This window comes from Sinobacterium caligoides, from assembly GCF_003752585.1.
GTDB classification, from domain to species: Bacteria; Pseudomonadota; Gammaproteobacteria; order Pseudomonadales; family Sinobacteriaceae; genus Sinobacterium; species Sinobacterium caligoides.
Window position 1 is genome coordinate 113,083 of record NZ_RKHR01000006.1, and the last position, 14,221, is coordinate 127,303.

Sequence of the window (14,221 nt, forward strand, 5' to 3'; positions counted from 1 at the left end):
ATGAGAAAAGCCGCGCTCGATCAGCGCGGCTTTTTTTTCATTAAAATTCCTCGTCAAGGCCTCTACTCTCCACCCGGCAGCGCGCAATAAACGCCTGCAACGATGCACTCTGGTACTTCTCTCGATGATAGGCTAAGTACAGCTGCCGAGGGTACTGCGCCTGCATATCCAACACCTTCAGCCGCCCCGCCGCCACTGCCAGCGCCGTGCTCAAGCTAGACAGAAAACCAATACCGAGATTGGCCACCACAGCGTTGACGATGCCCTCGTTGCTATTCACCTCCAGTGCCACCTGATAGTCCTCCATCGCCACCGCCAAACGCTTATCGAACTGACTGCGCGTACCGGACATCGCCTCACGCAGCACCCACGAGTAACCAGCAAGATCTGCTGGCTGTAAGCCACTGCGCGACGCTAACGGGTGTTCCGGGGCGCAGATCACCTGCATCTGATCAACTAACCACGGCTCTCGATGTAGCCATGGACGCACGACATCAGCCTCGATAAAGGCCAAATCCAGCTCGAAAGCCGCCAACTGATCCACTAACTCACCGCTATTACGAATACTCAAGCGAGGCACCAATCCGCCATCCAACCGCGCCAACAACCTCGGCATCAGGCTACTTCCGATCGTATGGCTACTACCTATTTTCACCGTTAGACCCGCCCCGTCACTGTTAAACAACTCGATCATATCGCAACTGCGCTGTAATAATTCCAGCGCTAACGGCTGCAACTGTCGGCCACGCGCATTCAACTGCAGGCGATTCTTTATCCGGTCGAACAGTGGCTCACCCAGCGTTGCCTCCAACTGCTGCAGAGACATAGACACCGCCGACTTAGTAATAAAGAGTTGCTCCGCTGCTCGCCCCAAGCTGCCCTCTCGTGCCACCGCAGTAAAGACGCGGATTTGTTTTAGCGTCAGGCTCCCATCGTTCAATTTAACTTAACCTTTTGTTCAAATCATTTAGATATTATATACGTCAGTCCGGCGTTACACTAGCCGCCAATCACTCCTAGAGCGTCAGGTGGACTCCATCATGTATCATCTCATCAAATGCAAATGCGCCAATATTCCCACACCAATGGCTGGACTTGCCCTCGGCATCGCCAGCCTTGGCTGGAGCTGGGAGAACGTCGCTCCCGGCAGCGGGCTAAGAGAGTTGATGGCCTTAAGCGCCGCTGTGATGCTATTGCTACTGTTGATAAAGTTCATCAGTCAGCCACTCGAGCTCTGGAGGGAGCTAGCACACCCGGTTATCGGCAGTGTCATTCCCACCTTTGCGATGGCGCTGATGGTCGTCTCCTCTGCCCTCCTTAACAGTCACCCCGCCATCGCCAGCGGTCTGTGGTTATTCGCCGTCATCATTCATCTGGCCTTCCTCGGTATTTTCTTAGTACAGCGACTGCCTGTCTTCGAACTACACCACCTACTGCCCAGCTGGTTCGTGCCGCCCGTCGGTATCGCTGTTGCATCACTGACCTGCCCGAGCGACACTTTTTATCCCCTGGCCAGCGCCCTGCTTTATTTTGCCATGATCAGCTATCTGCTAATGATGCCGTTAATGATCTATCGCCTAATCTTTGCCGATACCATTCCCGACAGCGCCAAGCCCACCATCGCTGTGCTAGCAGCCCCGTCAAGCCTCTGTTTGGCCGCCTATCTGAGCCTCATCGACGATCCCTCTTTATTAGTCGCAACCATGCTCGGTGGCGTTGCCATACTCATGACTTGCGTCATCTACATCGCCTTCTTTCACCTACTTCGGCTGCCCTTCAGCCCGGGTTACGCCGCCTTTACCTTTCCCATGGTCATCAGCGCCACAGCTCTGTTCAAGGAAGCCAAGCTGATCAGCCAATATCAACTCCCCCCAGAACTCTTGCAGGCACTGCAGCAGGCCGCACACATTGAGCTGACTATCGCCACCGTCGTTGTCGCTTACGTTGCCCTGCGCTACTGCCGACACTACACGATGTCCGCTAAACCATCATTGGCATAGATAGTCGCTATTCACTGACGCCTGTTTCCCACCTCATCGGCAGGCGTTATTATGCCAGCTGTGATAGTCAGTCATATTTACAATGAGGTATTTTCCGTGGCCGAGTTATACAAGCATCCAACAATCTGTACTCCCGATCTCTGCGACAAATACCCCGACGCCAAGACTTTCGATCCCGTCTACAAGACCCTTGGCAGGGAATGTTTTCTCTAGAGTCGCAATCTCAACCCCATCCGAGCTCTTCGGTGTTAATTGCATTTCGATAACACATAGCAAGGAGCACCTAAGCCGGTAAAACACGCAATTATAGGAGCGTCACTTAAGCAGATAAGACTCAACATCTCTAGTTGAAAAGAGCTCACCTAAAGCAAGCAATTATCACTGTTGAATTCAAGTAATGAGAGCAACACTCAAACCATAGTGAACCTCGTAAGCTGATTTTCAGCCCAGTATCTTGCGAGGCATTAAGTTGATCTGTCCAACAACGTGCCGTAAACGTTGTGCCGAAAATACGCTGAAATCTGTGCGCTTAGGAAAGTAGCTCCGTACAATACCGTTTGAATGTTCGTTGTTACCACACCGCCATGACGAGTAAGGATCAGCGCAATAGACGGCAATTTTACATCGTTTGATTAACTCTTCGCCGTTGTCGAGTGTTAAGATCTTTGCCTATTTAGTATCACTGTGATGCATCTCATAACCCTCTACTTTTGTTCCCGTTGTTGATTTTCTCGCCATAAGATTACGACTTTTTCTGCCTGTTAGTGTGACAATATTGCCGATAGCGCCATAGGTAGTGTCACAGGGCAACCGCATGAATATAGGGTAGAATTCGAGCACCTTAAAGCAGTGGCGTAGTACGATACAAAATAACAATCCGTCCGCACAAATTGACCAAGTAGAAGACCCTCGCCAACAGGGAAAAATACGCCAGCCTCTCGATAAAATTTTCATTATCGTGCTAGCTGCAACCTTGGTCGGAGCCGATGACTGGGGGGCCATGGAAATCTTAGCTAGATTCCGTAAACAGTGGCTTTCAACGATAGTAGACGTGTCGTCAGGCATCCCTTCTGCCGATACCTTAGCTCGCGTATTCTCGCTGATTAATCCCGAACAATTCCGGGCGGCATTTATTGACTGGGTTCAGCAGATCATTGAATTCGCAGAAGAGGATAGCGGTGCCGTATTGCTGCCCGTTATTGCCATTAACGGTATAACATTACGCCGCTCCCATGATCGTAATACCGGAAAATTGCCAATACACATGGTTAACACTTGGTGTAGTCAGACCAAAATAATTCTAGGTCAATTAAAAACAGACGAGAAATCGAACGAGATAGCCGCCGTTCCTGAGTTACTAAAATTGCTCGATATTAAAGCTAGGTTAATCACTGCCGACGCGATGAGCTGCCAAAAACAAATTGTAAAAACGTGTATCGATCATGGTGCTGACTATCTTCTTGCGGTTAAAAACAATCAACCGAAGTTACTAGCAGAAATAAAAAGTCACCTCTGGCATCGAAAGCCTAAGTCTTATAAGCGTCCTAACATTGACTTTTTTCGATTGATGAATTTAGTCTAGATCGTCATGAAATTAGGCGCTGCTGGGTGGCGGCAGCAGCAGACAATATTACAGCTGTACGTCCAGGCTGGCCAGGGCTTTCAGCGATAGCTAGTAAAGGCAAAGAGAGCGTCGAACAGAAATATTATATTATAAGCAAACAGCTCAGTTCAGAAGAAGCACTGCACGCTTTCAGAAGTCATTGGGGTGTAGAATCTATATATTGGATGTTAGATGCTGGTTTCAGAGAAGATAACAGCCGAGCAAGAAAAGGTAACTCGGCAGAAAATTTAGCGGTGATGCGACAACTCACCTTGAATATTTTGAAGAAAGACAAAAACTGTAAGCTAGGTATTAAAAATAAACGACTAAATTCGGCCTACAGTCTGGTATATCTAGAGCTTATTATGGCGAGCATATCAGCCTAATTTCATGCGGTTGCCTTGGGTAGTGTCACCATTCGAAATGGCCAAGCTCAAGTCGCTGGTTAGCCGACTAGCCACGACGAGCTCGCAATAGCAACTGGCAGATTGAGCCTCCTCATCGCTTGTAGGAATAAATCCAGCGATAGATTGTTTCGTGATTCACAGTAATGGCCCCCTTCTCTAAGCGGCTTCGTCCAGCAATTGCAGTCGGGGGATAAGCGCAGATTTAGCAGCTTAATGATGTCATCGAACAGCCCTTCATTGAAATTTGTTGATTTGCCAGTGTTTCGCCTTCTTTTTTAACGCCTGCTTATATACTTTTTCAGCGCAATACTGCCCCTGTTTACCGCGCCAAACTTCACGAGATATTATTGATTTATGGCAGCCCACCTTATCGGCAATCTTTTGGTAAGAATAATCCGCGTCATAGAAAACCTGAATCTGGTATTGTTGTTTCAAGATCAGCTATCGAGCCTAATATTTCAAGTGTTACAGTAATCTTATGCATTCAGCACAGTGTCAGATCTCCTTGTGATTTTCGAGAGACATAGTTCAATAAAAATTAAAAAACTGTGATTTTCTACGGCAATTTTCAATTAATATATTTAACCTCCTGTTTATATTGTAAAGACTGCCGTCACCTGAACCACCGAGCTTGACTTATAACTTTCCCTCCTATTAAATAAACTTAAAGGAACTGAAAGGTATTGTTAGATATATAAAAAGGCATGATTTATTACTAAAATTTAATGATGATGGCTTTAAATTTATTTTATTTACCTCTACCAATAGAATTAGCAACCTACTTCAACCATACAGATGTAGAAAAAAATAGTATGAAAATAATAAACAATTTTTTGAAGGCTGCTATTTATGAATGTATGACGGCCGATCACTCAGAATTAATATTTAGCTCTGATGAATACATAAAAATACTAGATTTAATCACTAACGATCTCATTGCATTCTGTAAAGAAGATCCAGCATCAAAAGGAAAGCAGGAGATCATTGTTCAGACATCGCTATCGTTTTCTGCTGTCCTTCACTACCGCTTAGCCTATGGGCTAATGAATGGGGATTTTTCAATACCAGCTCAAACCCTCGAACTATATGCCTCTTTAGTATCTAGTAGAGGAAAGCTGAAGTCAGGCGCAGATATTCACTACAATGCTCATATTGGTCAAAGATTCGTGTTGGATCATGGCTATGGAACTGTTATAGGCGAGACGACAATCATAGGAGATGATTGCTATTTTCTAAATGGGGTCACTCTAGGTGCTACGGGAATTAGCGGCAATCCAAGTAGGCAAAGGCATCCAATTATTGGTAATGAAGTTCAGATTGGCGCCTTTTCAAAGATATTTGGTAATATAAAGATAGGGAATAATGTTTTTATCGGGCCTGGATGTACTGTTATCCACGATCTTCCGGATGGAGCTAAGCTGGTTAATAACAATTATAAAAATCAAGAGTTAATTAACTTTTAAATATCAATCCATAAGGCAAACTATGCGCAAGACAGAAAGACTATATCACGACAGCCCGGTAAGATCAGAGATTGATACTGTTGTAGTTAAAATACATCCAGAACATCTTGAATTTGCGTCTACCATTGCATATCCAGAAGGAGGCGGACAGGACTCTGACATTGGCATAATAACGAATATTACAACGGGTTGCCGTGTTAGTTTCAACCATGTAAAAAAAATATACAGTCAAAGAAAAAAGATTGAAAATGATAGCTGGGTCAATGTTGAAGGTGTAATATTACACCATGTAGAGAACTTCGATATTGGCCTTGAGGACTTTTTTTCTCCTGGCGACGCAGTGAAAATTGAAATAGATAAAGAAAGAAGAGAGCGAATTTCAATAGCACATAGTGCGTCACACCTCCTTTATATGGGCATAAAAAAGCTTCGCCCTAAAGAGATTAAAAATATTGTAGGTTGCCACATCAGAGAGGGTGCCGCTAGATTTGACCTTAAAGGAGGCGAGAAATTTAACCTAGAGGATATCAGTTGGATCGAGAAATTTACAAACGAGTTAATATCGAGAGATTTACCAATAGCAGTCTACGCTAGCGATGCTCACCCAGATGCACGTTTCTGGTCGTGCGATGGTGTCGAAATACCCTGCGGAGGCACGCATACAACAAATACAGGTAGCATTGGTACCTTAAAAATAAAGCGTAAAGGACTAGGTAAGAATAGAGAAAGATTAATTTGCCTCCTGGAAAATAAAATCAAATAGGAAGATCATGTTTAGATCATATAACCAACTACCTAAATATATTTACCTTTACGTCCTTTGTCAGTCAATAAATTTAACAGCAGCCGTTATCTCTGTAGCTATCGCCGCGATAGTAGGATATGCCATTGCGCCAGATAGTAGTCTGGCAACATTGCCATACGGCGCTCAATTTTTGTTTCTACTGCTAGCAACCTACCCTATATCAATACTAATGGAGAAGAAGGGGCGAAAGATAGCTTTCTATATTGGTGCAATTTTTTTGTTTCTATCCGGATTGATCGGCTTTATTGCCGCATCGAATAAGTCGTTTATGCTGTTAATTACCGCGCATGCCTTCCTGGGTGTGTTCAGTGCCTGTGCGAACTATTATAGATTTGCGGCGACGGATGGCCTCGAACACAGTTTAAAATCTAAAGCACTATCTCTCGTTGTTGCCGGAGGGCTTTTAGCGGGAGTTATTGGCCCGTTAATATCAAGTTATAGCAGAGATATTGAGGGTTTCTCGTTGTTTTCATTGTCGTACGGCTTCTTTATGGTTTTGGCAGTGATCAATATAATTATTCTTAAGTTTATCCCTAACACGTGTTCCGCCAAAGCTAGCAAGCAGCCCGTCGACTCTATTACCAAAAATAAAGTACGTTTGGAAATAAATTTTCCGATATTCTTTGCTATTTTCACTGCCGCAGTTAGTTATGGTCTGATGAACTTGATTATGATCCAATCTTCGCTGCAAATGCATCAAATAGATATCGACTTCAACCATTCAGCGCAAGCTATTCAGTGGCATGTTATCGCCATGTTTGCCCCTTCGTTTCTCTCTGGGGTACTAATCAGTAAGTTTGGTCATAAATTAATTATATTTTTCGGGTTAAATCTATTTCTTTCAGTGTTCCTAATTAATGTCTTTTACGCTGACTTCAATAGCATTATTTTTTCACTGGTATTGCTTGGCCTTTCTTGGAACTTCTGCTACGTGGGCGGTAGCTCTTACCTGGCAGAGCTCGTAGCTAATGATACTAACGCGAAGCGTTGGCAGGGTATCGGAGATAGCGCCATTGCGGTGCTGGCAATGCTTGGCGCCCTGTTGCCATCGGTATTCATGTCAACATTGGGCTGGAAGGGAAGCAACTACCTTTGTATTACGATCATCTTATTCTGCTTCGTAATGTGTGCTTTTCTTTTTAAGAACAACCAAAAGTTTGAACCAGAGGAATGCCTTAGATGAAAACCCCAATGGTACAACTCGACAACAACCTATTTGTTAAGTTCGATATGTTTAATGAAGGGGGCTCACACAAAACGAGGGCCGCTAGGCATATCGTTAGTGAGGCGATAAAAAGAGGAGATATTACCCCGGGGATAACTACTGTTATCGAAAAGACAGGAGGGAACTTTGGCTTTGGCTTAATCAAAGCATGCAAAGAACTAGGAGTAGATGTAGAGCTTGCGGTTGGCCTTGGGTTTAGTATTGCTAAAAGAAAATACCTAGAATCTCTAGGGGCAAAATTAATTGGCATAGACGAGCTGAAACGGGGGAAAACACCTAAAGAAGTTATAGAAAGACAATTGGCTGAGGCCTCTGCGTACGGAAAACAGTATTTCTATACTGATCAATTTAATAACTCAGACGGACTTGATGGTCATGTGGTTACAACGGGGGCTGAGGTGGTACAGCAGCTCTCTCAGCTCACGAGTCGAAAGGATATCATTTTTGTCTCCTGTGCTGGTACCGGAGCCTGTTTGATGGGAGTATTGCAGAGCCTAGAAAGTAATGACTTTAATGTCACTACGTATTTCATTGAGCCAGAAGGCTGTGATTCTGAGAATGGACTGTTTGTCGACCATCGTTTCGAGGGGATGTCTGTCGGTGTCACGCCACCATTTATCGATTGGTCAGTCATTGATCGAAAATTTAACGTATCTCTTGTCGAGATGCTAGCAACGCAGAAAATGTTCTTTTCTACGAGCGGCCATTTAATTGGCAATACCTCCGCAGCATGCCTACACATTGCCAAGCTGGTCAGTAAAAATACCCCCGATAAAATCGTATTCAGCATGATTTACGACCACGGGCTATGGTACGACGACCTTATTAATACCCCATGATCTGCAACATTGCCGGACTATGGCGCTGAATACTGACCTGTGCTATATCCGTCATTATAACCGCAGCGCCCAGCCATCATTGGCATAGATAGTCGCTATTCACTGACGCCTGTTTCCCACCTCATCGGCAGGCGTTATTATGCCAGCTGTGATAGTCAGTCATATTTACAATGAGGTATTTTCCGTGGCCGAGTTATACAAGCATCCAACAATCTGTACTCCCGATCTCTGCGACAAATACCCCGACGTTCAAGTACTCGAACCGGTCTTCCGCAACTACGGCGGCAAGAACCAATTCAGCGGCGAGATCGTCACAGTAAAATGCTTCGAGGATAACTCCCTAGTGAAGGAACAAGCTGGCTATCTTGGCATGGGCAAGGTACTGGTCGTCGACGGTGGCGGCTCGCTACGCCGCGCTCTACTCGGCGACATCATCGCCGAGACTGCCGCCAGTAATGGCTGGGAGGGTATGATCATCTTCGGCTGTATCCGTGACGTCGATGCCATTCAATCTATCAAGCTCGGTGTGCAAGCGATCAACCACTACCCGGTCAAGACAGAAAAGCGCGGCGCCGGTGACCTCAACATACCGGTCACCTTTGCCGGCCAAACGCTCAAGCCGGGGCAGTACATCTACGCCGACAACAACGGTATAGTGGTCTCCGACTACCCTCTTGCGATGCCCAATGCATAGGTTATATCTGCATGGCGAGCCTTAGCACACCACCATAGCTACCGCTCGCGCCCGCCATCAACGCCAGATCAAAGTTCACTGCCTGCCAGTAATTCAGTCCTACACCGACGGATAGCACATCCTCTTTAATCGAGCCTCGATCCATTCGATATCCCAGCCTCGTGGTTAACCAGGTGAACGTCTGCCACTCGGCACCTACTCGGTAAAAACGACTATTACCGAGACTCAACTTCTTATCCGCCGCATAGATATCCAGACCCGCTCGATCACTGAGATCAATATCCAGCGCATAGGTGGTAGAGCCATTGCTATAGGCCAACGCCGCCACTAACAATGGCGCTATGTCGATTTTTGCGTAACTATCATCGGCGTGCACCGTCTCATAATCAGCACCTATTACATTGAATACCGTCGCACCGATATTCCAGTGATCGTTGAGCCAGTAACTCCCCCCCAAATCCAAGTTGACACCACTATCGCTAACTTTATTCTCAGAATTAGTAATGTCATCTGCGTTATAATTATTGATGCTAGCGCGGTAAAAAAGCGTCTCTACCTGCTGCATCTTCGCCGTCACTCCCCATGCCAAACGACTATCAGCCAGCCAAAATTCTCGACCGTAAGAAAAGCTATAATCCGTCACATACATCGCCACCCCGAGCACACTACTCCCCAGCTGATCGAGGTCACTGAGCGTCTGAGCTGAGTTTAGGCGCTGTTCATCTGCATCATCATAAACAGCACCGACACCACCATCGACCGTCTTATTAACCGATACCGCCCAACCGCTATGTCGATTAGACTTTGCTAGAGAAGTACTTAACGCAACATCAAAGAGCAGATAGTTTTTATCTAACGACTTCATCTGTTCGACAATCGACTCTCGGAGTGGTGAGGCCAGCATCTGCTGAAAGGCTATGTATTGCTCCCAGCCAGACATACCTAAAACACGATCGAGTTCACCCTCTAAACTATCAATATCGGCAACAATATCATCAAGCCCCACCATCAACTCGTCACTATCAGCGTACTCCACGCCAACGCTCGGCAGCGTCAAGACATAACCCCGCTGATTACTATCATAGCGTGTTAATAGTGCAGGATTATAAAGTGGCGCAGCAACAAAGTTGCTCGAGGCGACACCGCTTCCACCCATCGCCGTATTACGATAGTCGAATAATTCCGCTAAAGCGGTCGAAGTCAAACTTAATATGCAGACGGCAAAGCCGCTTAAAATCCATTTTTTCAAAACACCACCCATTGCGTTTAGTGTTTTGCATTCCGCAAAGCATCGCAGATAACCCCTGTTATCCAGCGCCAGAATGCCTGCCAGTATGGCAACCACTCTACCCTTATAGGGCAGCACTTCCATGCACGATCAGGAAACTCTCTAATCGTTTCTCAAAGTCCATATAACGCTACCTAGCAGCGCGAAAATATATCAGACTTAAATTAAGTTAAGATCATCAGAACAATTTTTATAAGCACTAATCGTGGCAAAGGGAAGAGCTTTTATGCCTACTACTAAATCGTGAAATAGCGGCTATACTTGCGGATTTTTCTTGTCAGACTAGGGGCGATCGAAGGCAATACTTTATCACCGCCACATAACAACTCGCTTCGCCACACTACTAGGCAAGCAAACAACTACTATGTTCTCCGCACTCAGCGACACCTAGCTGCAGAACAGATGCAATTGAGGCATCAACTTCCTCATGTTCACCCTCAAACCGGCACTGCAAAGCTAGCGACGTAGGATAGCGTCGCAGTAAATTCCTGCGGCTGCTAACTCACAGGCAGCAGCAGAGCTAATCAACGAATCGCCTCTTCCACCTCAGCGTAGTTATCATTATCGAGAGGAGGCTAACGGAACTCCTTGTGCATTATTAATGCGCCATCAACCCTTAACCTAACGACACAGCCATATATTGACTAACACCCCGACAATGGCCATATTTCTCTCCTAGATAGCTACTATTTATTTTCCATATTTATGCCTCTAGCAGCGTGATATTTACCATGCTAGGTCGCTGCATAAAATGCTTATTCAAAGTAAGTGAATACACGAGGGGGATTAGGGGCAACGATTAAATTATCAGTCACTAACCCCTATCTATCATTTAACAAATACTGTTATTTATCTAAGCGCGCCAATAGGCTCGAGGTATCCCAACGGCTCCCCCCCATCTGCTGAACCTCTTTATAAAACTGATCGACCAGCGCTGTCACCGGCAGTGAGGCGCCATTTCTTTCTGCCTCGCCGAGGCAGATCGCCAAATCCTTGCGCATCCAGTCAACAGCAAAGCCGTGCTCATAGCTACCCGCTGCCATCGTTGCGTGTCGATTATCCATCTGCCACGATTGCGCAGCACCCTGCGAGATTGCCGCAACCACTTCTTCGACGTCTAGTCCCGCCCGAGTAGCAAAGTTGAGCGCCTCAGACAACCCTTGTAACAAGCCCGCAATACAAATTTGGTTGACCATTTTGGTCAGCTGACCGCTACCCGCCGGCCCCATCCAGCGCAGCTGCTTAGCGTAGATATCAAGCACTGATCGAGCCTCTGTAAAAGCAGATTCATCACCACCACACATAATCGTTAACTGACCATTCAACGCTCCCTGCTCGCCACCAGATACCGGCGCATCGAGGAAGCCAATCCCTGCGGCAGCACAACTAGCGTGCAGCTCTCGGGCGATCTCAGCGGAGGCGGTAGTGTGGTCAACCAGCAGCGTACCCTGCCGCATCGCCGCCACAGCGCCATCGCTGCCGAGACTGACCGCTCGTAGATCGTCATCGTTACCGACGCACATCAAGACAATATCCGCTGTCGCCGCCGCCGCAGCCGGCGTCTCGGCAAACGCGCCGCCGTATTCCGCCACCCAGGCTTGCGCCTTCGCTATCGTACGGTTATAGACTGTCACCGCCAAACCGGCACGCTGCAGGTGACCCGCCATCGGGTAGCCCATCACGCCAAGACCAATAAACGCAACTTTCATCACTTTACTTCCCACTTCTAATTCCTCAATACTGTTTATAAAAGGGCTCAATAATCTTGCAGATAACGTTGCACCTCACTGAACACCTGCTCGCGATAGAACTCGCTCTCACAGACCACATGATGGCGCATACCCTCCACCTGAACGATACGCGCGAGGGGGAATTTACGGCGGATCACCGACAAGTTGTAGCGCCAATCGACAGTATAATCACCAGTCCCCTGCACCACGAGGATACGCAGTCGTGTCTCTGGCTGCGCTAAAAACCAGGGGATCCATTGGCTCATCGAGGTCACCCAGCGCACCGGTTGCTGCCGGCATTGCAGCGGATCGCGACGATGCAAAAAATCAAGGAACTCGGCGTCGTGAGAGTTCATGGTAAAAGTCCGGCGCAAGGTTGACGTAAAACGCTTTGCCAGCTTGTGCAACCAGCGCATGCTGGACCACATATGCGGTCTTACCAAAGGTGCCATCAACACCGTCCGGTCGATATTGTGCGGCCTCGACAACAGATAGCTCATAATCGCCGCAGATCCGGTACTCTGGCCAAAGAGAATTTTCTTACCGGTCAAGCGCGTAGCCGACCACAGCAACAACTTATTCAACGCTGCAATATAGCAGTCAAAGTCATCGATCGAAGCGGCATGACCACTGCTCAAACCGTGTCCGGGCAGGTCAAACAACACCACGTTATAGCCCCTACCGAGGCACCACTCAATCAGGTGTTTATACAGCCCAGCATGATCGTAATAACCGTGTACCACATAACAACTGGGTGCCTCGACATCGAGAATGAAACACTGACCAACTAGCTCAAAGTCGCCGCTGTCGAAACGGCCGATCGACTGTGTCAGGCCCTCGACACGACGATCAAAATCGATGCCGTAATATTGCACATAGTCACGGGCCTGCTCATCGAGCGGCTGTAACCAGGCTTCGTCGAGGCGCGGCAGATAGCGACGCAGTTGGGTAAAATGAATCATGCAAACATCTCAAAAGCGGAAACAATCACGTTACTACTCTAACTGCACCACAGCAAGCGCTGATGGCTAGAGCGATAGCCGCGGCCTCATAATCTAAAAGGCCGCATAATCGTTCGATTATGCGGCCTTTTTACTGCAGCTTAAGCTGATAACACTACAGCTTTCCGGCTTCGTACAGGGCCGCCATGTCATCAAGGTTGGTCGCCTTCATCTTGCTGGCCATACCGCTGGCACCGAAGGCATTGTAACGGTCGATGCAGATCTCCTTCATCGCCGTCAGCTGTGCCGACAAGAACTTGCGCGGATCGAACTCAGCGGGCTGCTCGGCGAGGAATTTTCTCGTCGCGCCAGTAGAGGCGAGACGAAGGTCGGTATCGATGTTGACCTTACGCACCCCGTGCTTGATGCCTTCGACAATCTGCTCGACAGGCACGCCGTAAGTCTCGGGGATCGCTCCACCGTACTCGTTAATCACCGCCAGCCACTCCTGCGGCACCGAAGAGGACCCGTGCATCACTAAGTGAGTATTCGGGATACGCTGGTGGATCGCCTTAATACGATCGATCGCCAGGATATCGCCCGTAGGTGGGCGCGAAAACTTATAGGCGCCGTGTGATGTGCCGCAGGCGATCGCCAGAGCGTCGACGCCAGTCTTGGCAACGAAGTCTGCCGCCTCTTCCGGATCCGTCAACAACTGCTCCATGCTGAGCTTACCGCTGGCACCGACACCGTCTTCCTCACCCGCCTCACCGGTCTCCAGCGAACCGAGACAACCCAGCTCCCCCTCGACTGAGACACCACAGGCGTGGGCCATCTCAACGGTACGACGAGTGACATCGACATTGTACTCATAGCTCGAAGGCGTCTTACCATCGGCCTCAAGCGAGCCATCCATCATCACCGAAGAGAAGCCTAGAGCAATCGAGCGCTGACAGATTGCTGGGCTAGTACCGTGATCCTGGTGCATACAAACGGGAATCTCAGGAAACTCTTCGATAGCCGCGAGAATCATATGGCGCAGGAAGTTAGGCCCCGCGTATTTGCGCGCACCGGCCGAGGCCTGCATGATCACCGGGCTATTGGTCGCCTGAGCCGCCTCCATAATCGCGCGAGTCTGCTCGAGGTTGTTGACGTTAAAAGCGGGGACGCCGTAACCAAATTCGGCGGCGTGATCGAGCATCTGACGCATGCTAATAAGAGCCATG

General features: G+C 47.8%; 15 protein-coding genes. 9 read left to right on the forward strand and 6 right to left on the reverse strand.

The features are described from left to right. Positions 1 to 40: 40 nt before the first annotated feature. Complete coding sequence (locus EDC56_RS15390; protein WP_123713463.1) at positions 41 to 940, reverse strand: LysR family transcriptional regulator; 900 nt, start codon at positions 938 to 940, stop codon at positions 41 to 43. Positions 941 to 1,040: 100 nt separating this feature from the next. Between EDC56_RS15390 and EDC56_RS15395 the strand changes: the two genes are divergently transcribed. The 4 genes from EDC56_RS15395 to EDC56_RS19990 all read left to right on the forward strand — a co-directional run bounded on the left by EDC56_RS15395 (position 1,041) and on the right by EDC56_RS19990 (position 3,989). Beyond that, positions 1,041 to 2,000 carry a TDT family transporter gene (locus EDC56_RS15395; protein WP_123713464.1) on the forward strand — a complete coding sequence of 320 codons (960 nt, stop codon included), beginning with the start codon at positions 1,041 to 1,043 and terminating at the stop codon, positions 1,998 to 2,000. A gap of 51 nt (positions 2,001 to 2,051) precedes the next feature. After that, the gene (locus tag EDC56_RS19645) at positions 2,052 to 2,213 is read left to right on the forward strand and encodes a hypothetical protein (RefSeq protein WP_162844207.1); all 162 of its coding nucleotides are present in this window, start codon (positions 2,052 to 2,054) and stop codon (positions 2,211 to 2,213) included. Positions 2,214 to 2,889: 676 nt separating this feature from the next. After that, complete coding sequence (locus EDC56_RS19985) at positions 2,890 to 3,582, forward strand: ISAs1 family transposase (protein WP_281273375.1); 693 nt, start codon at positions 2,890 to 2,892, stop codon at positions 3,580 to 3,582. Between the two features lie 26 nt (positions 3,583 to 3,608). Next, the gene (locus tag EDC56_RS19990) at positions 3,609 to 3,989 is read left to right on the forward strand and encodes an ISAs1 family transposase (protein ID WP_162844209.1); all 381 of its coding nucleotides are present in this window, start codon (positions 3,609 to 3,611) and stop codon (positions 3,987 to 3,989) included. A gap of 255 nt (positions 3,990 to 4,244) precedes the next feature. On the opposite strand, the gene EDC56_RS20130 is transcribed toward EDC56_RS19990, so the two are convergent. Further along, positions 4,245 to 4,445, reverse strand: coding sequence for a helix-turn-helix domain-containing protein (locus EDC56_RS20130; RefSeq protein WP_162844210.1), 201 nt, complete (start codon positions 4,443 to 4,445; stop codon positions 4,245 to 4,247). Between the two features lie 290 nt (positions 4,446 to 4,735). Here EDC56_RS20130 and EDC56_RS15415 point away from each other — a divergent pair, with 290 nt between their 5' ends. From EDC56_RS15415 to rraA, 5 genes are all read left to right on the forward strand, one after another. Then, complete coding sequence (locus EDC56_RS15415; RefSeq protein ID WP_123713468.1) at positions 4,736 to 5,473, forward strand: serine O-acetyltransferase; 738 nt, start codon at positions 4,736 to 4,738, stop codon at positions 5,471 to 5,473. 22 nt (positions 5,474 to 5,495) lie between these two features. Beyond that, a complete protein-coding gene (locus tag EDC56_RS15420) occupies positions 5,496 to 6,236 on the forward strand; it encodes an alanyl-tRNA editing protein (protein WP_123713469.1) in 741 nt (246 codons plus the stop codon). Between the two features lie 7 nt (positions 6,237 to 6,243). Beyond that, the gene (locus tag EDC56_RS15425) at positions 6,244 to 7,461 is read left to right on the forward strand and encodes an MFS transporter (protein ID WP_123713470.1); all 1,218 of its coding nucleotides are present in this window, start codon (positions 6,244 to 6,246) and stop codon (positions 7,459 to 7,461) included. Beyond that, positions 7,458 to 8,342 carry a pyridoxal-phosphate dependent enzyme gene (locus tag EDC56_RS15430; RefSeq protein WP_123713471.1) on the forward strand — a complete coding sequence of 295 codons (885 nt, stop codon included), beginning with the start codon at positions 7,458 to 7,460 and terminating at the stop codon, positions 8,340 to 8,342. Before EDC56_RS15425 ends, EDC56_RS15430 begins: the two co-directional genes overlap by 4 nt. Positions 8,343 to 8,481: 139 nt before the next feature. Then, positions 8,482 to 9,036, forward strand: a complete 555-nt coding sequence (gene rraA / locus EDC56_RS15435) for a ribonuclease E activity regulator RraA (protein ID WP_123713472.1) — start codon at positions 8,482 to 8,484, stop codon at positions 9,034 to 9,036. A 1-nt stretch (position 9,037) separates the two neighbouring features. Here the strand turns inward: rraA and traF are convergent, their stop codons facing one another. The 4 genes from traF to fba form a co-directional block, all read right to left on the reverse strand. Then, on the reverse strand, positions 9,038 to 10,285 hold the full coding sequence (gene traF / locus EDC56_RS15440) for a conjugal transfer protein TraF (protein ID WP_162844211.1): 1,248 nt from the start codon (positions 10,283 to 10,285) through the stop codon (positions 9,038 to 9,040). An 884-nt stretch (positions 10,286 to 11,169) separates the two neighbouring features. Beyond that, complete coding sequence (locus EDC56_RS15445) at positions 11,170 to 12,033, reverse strand: NAD(P)-dependent oxidoreductase (protein WP_211333731.1); 864 nt, start codon at positions 12,031 to 12,033, stop codon at positions 11,170 to 11,172. A 47-nt stretch (positions 12,034 to 12,080) separates the two neighbouring features. Further along, positions 12,081 to 13,016, reverse strand: a complete 936-nt coding sequence (locus EDC56_RS15450) for an alpha/beta hydrolase (protein WP_123713475.1) — start codon at positions 13,014 to 13,016, stop codon at positions 12,081 to 12,083. A 154-nt stretch (positions 13,017 to 13,170) separates the two neighbouring features. Then, positions 13,171 to 14,220, reverse strand: a complete 1,050-nt coding sequence (fba, locus tag EDC56_RS15455) for a class II fructose-bisphosphate aldolase (RefSeq protein WP_123713677.1) — start codon at positions 14,218 to 14,220, stop codon at positions 13,171 to 13,173. Position 14,221: the final 1 nt, after the last annotated feature.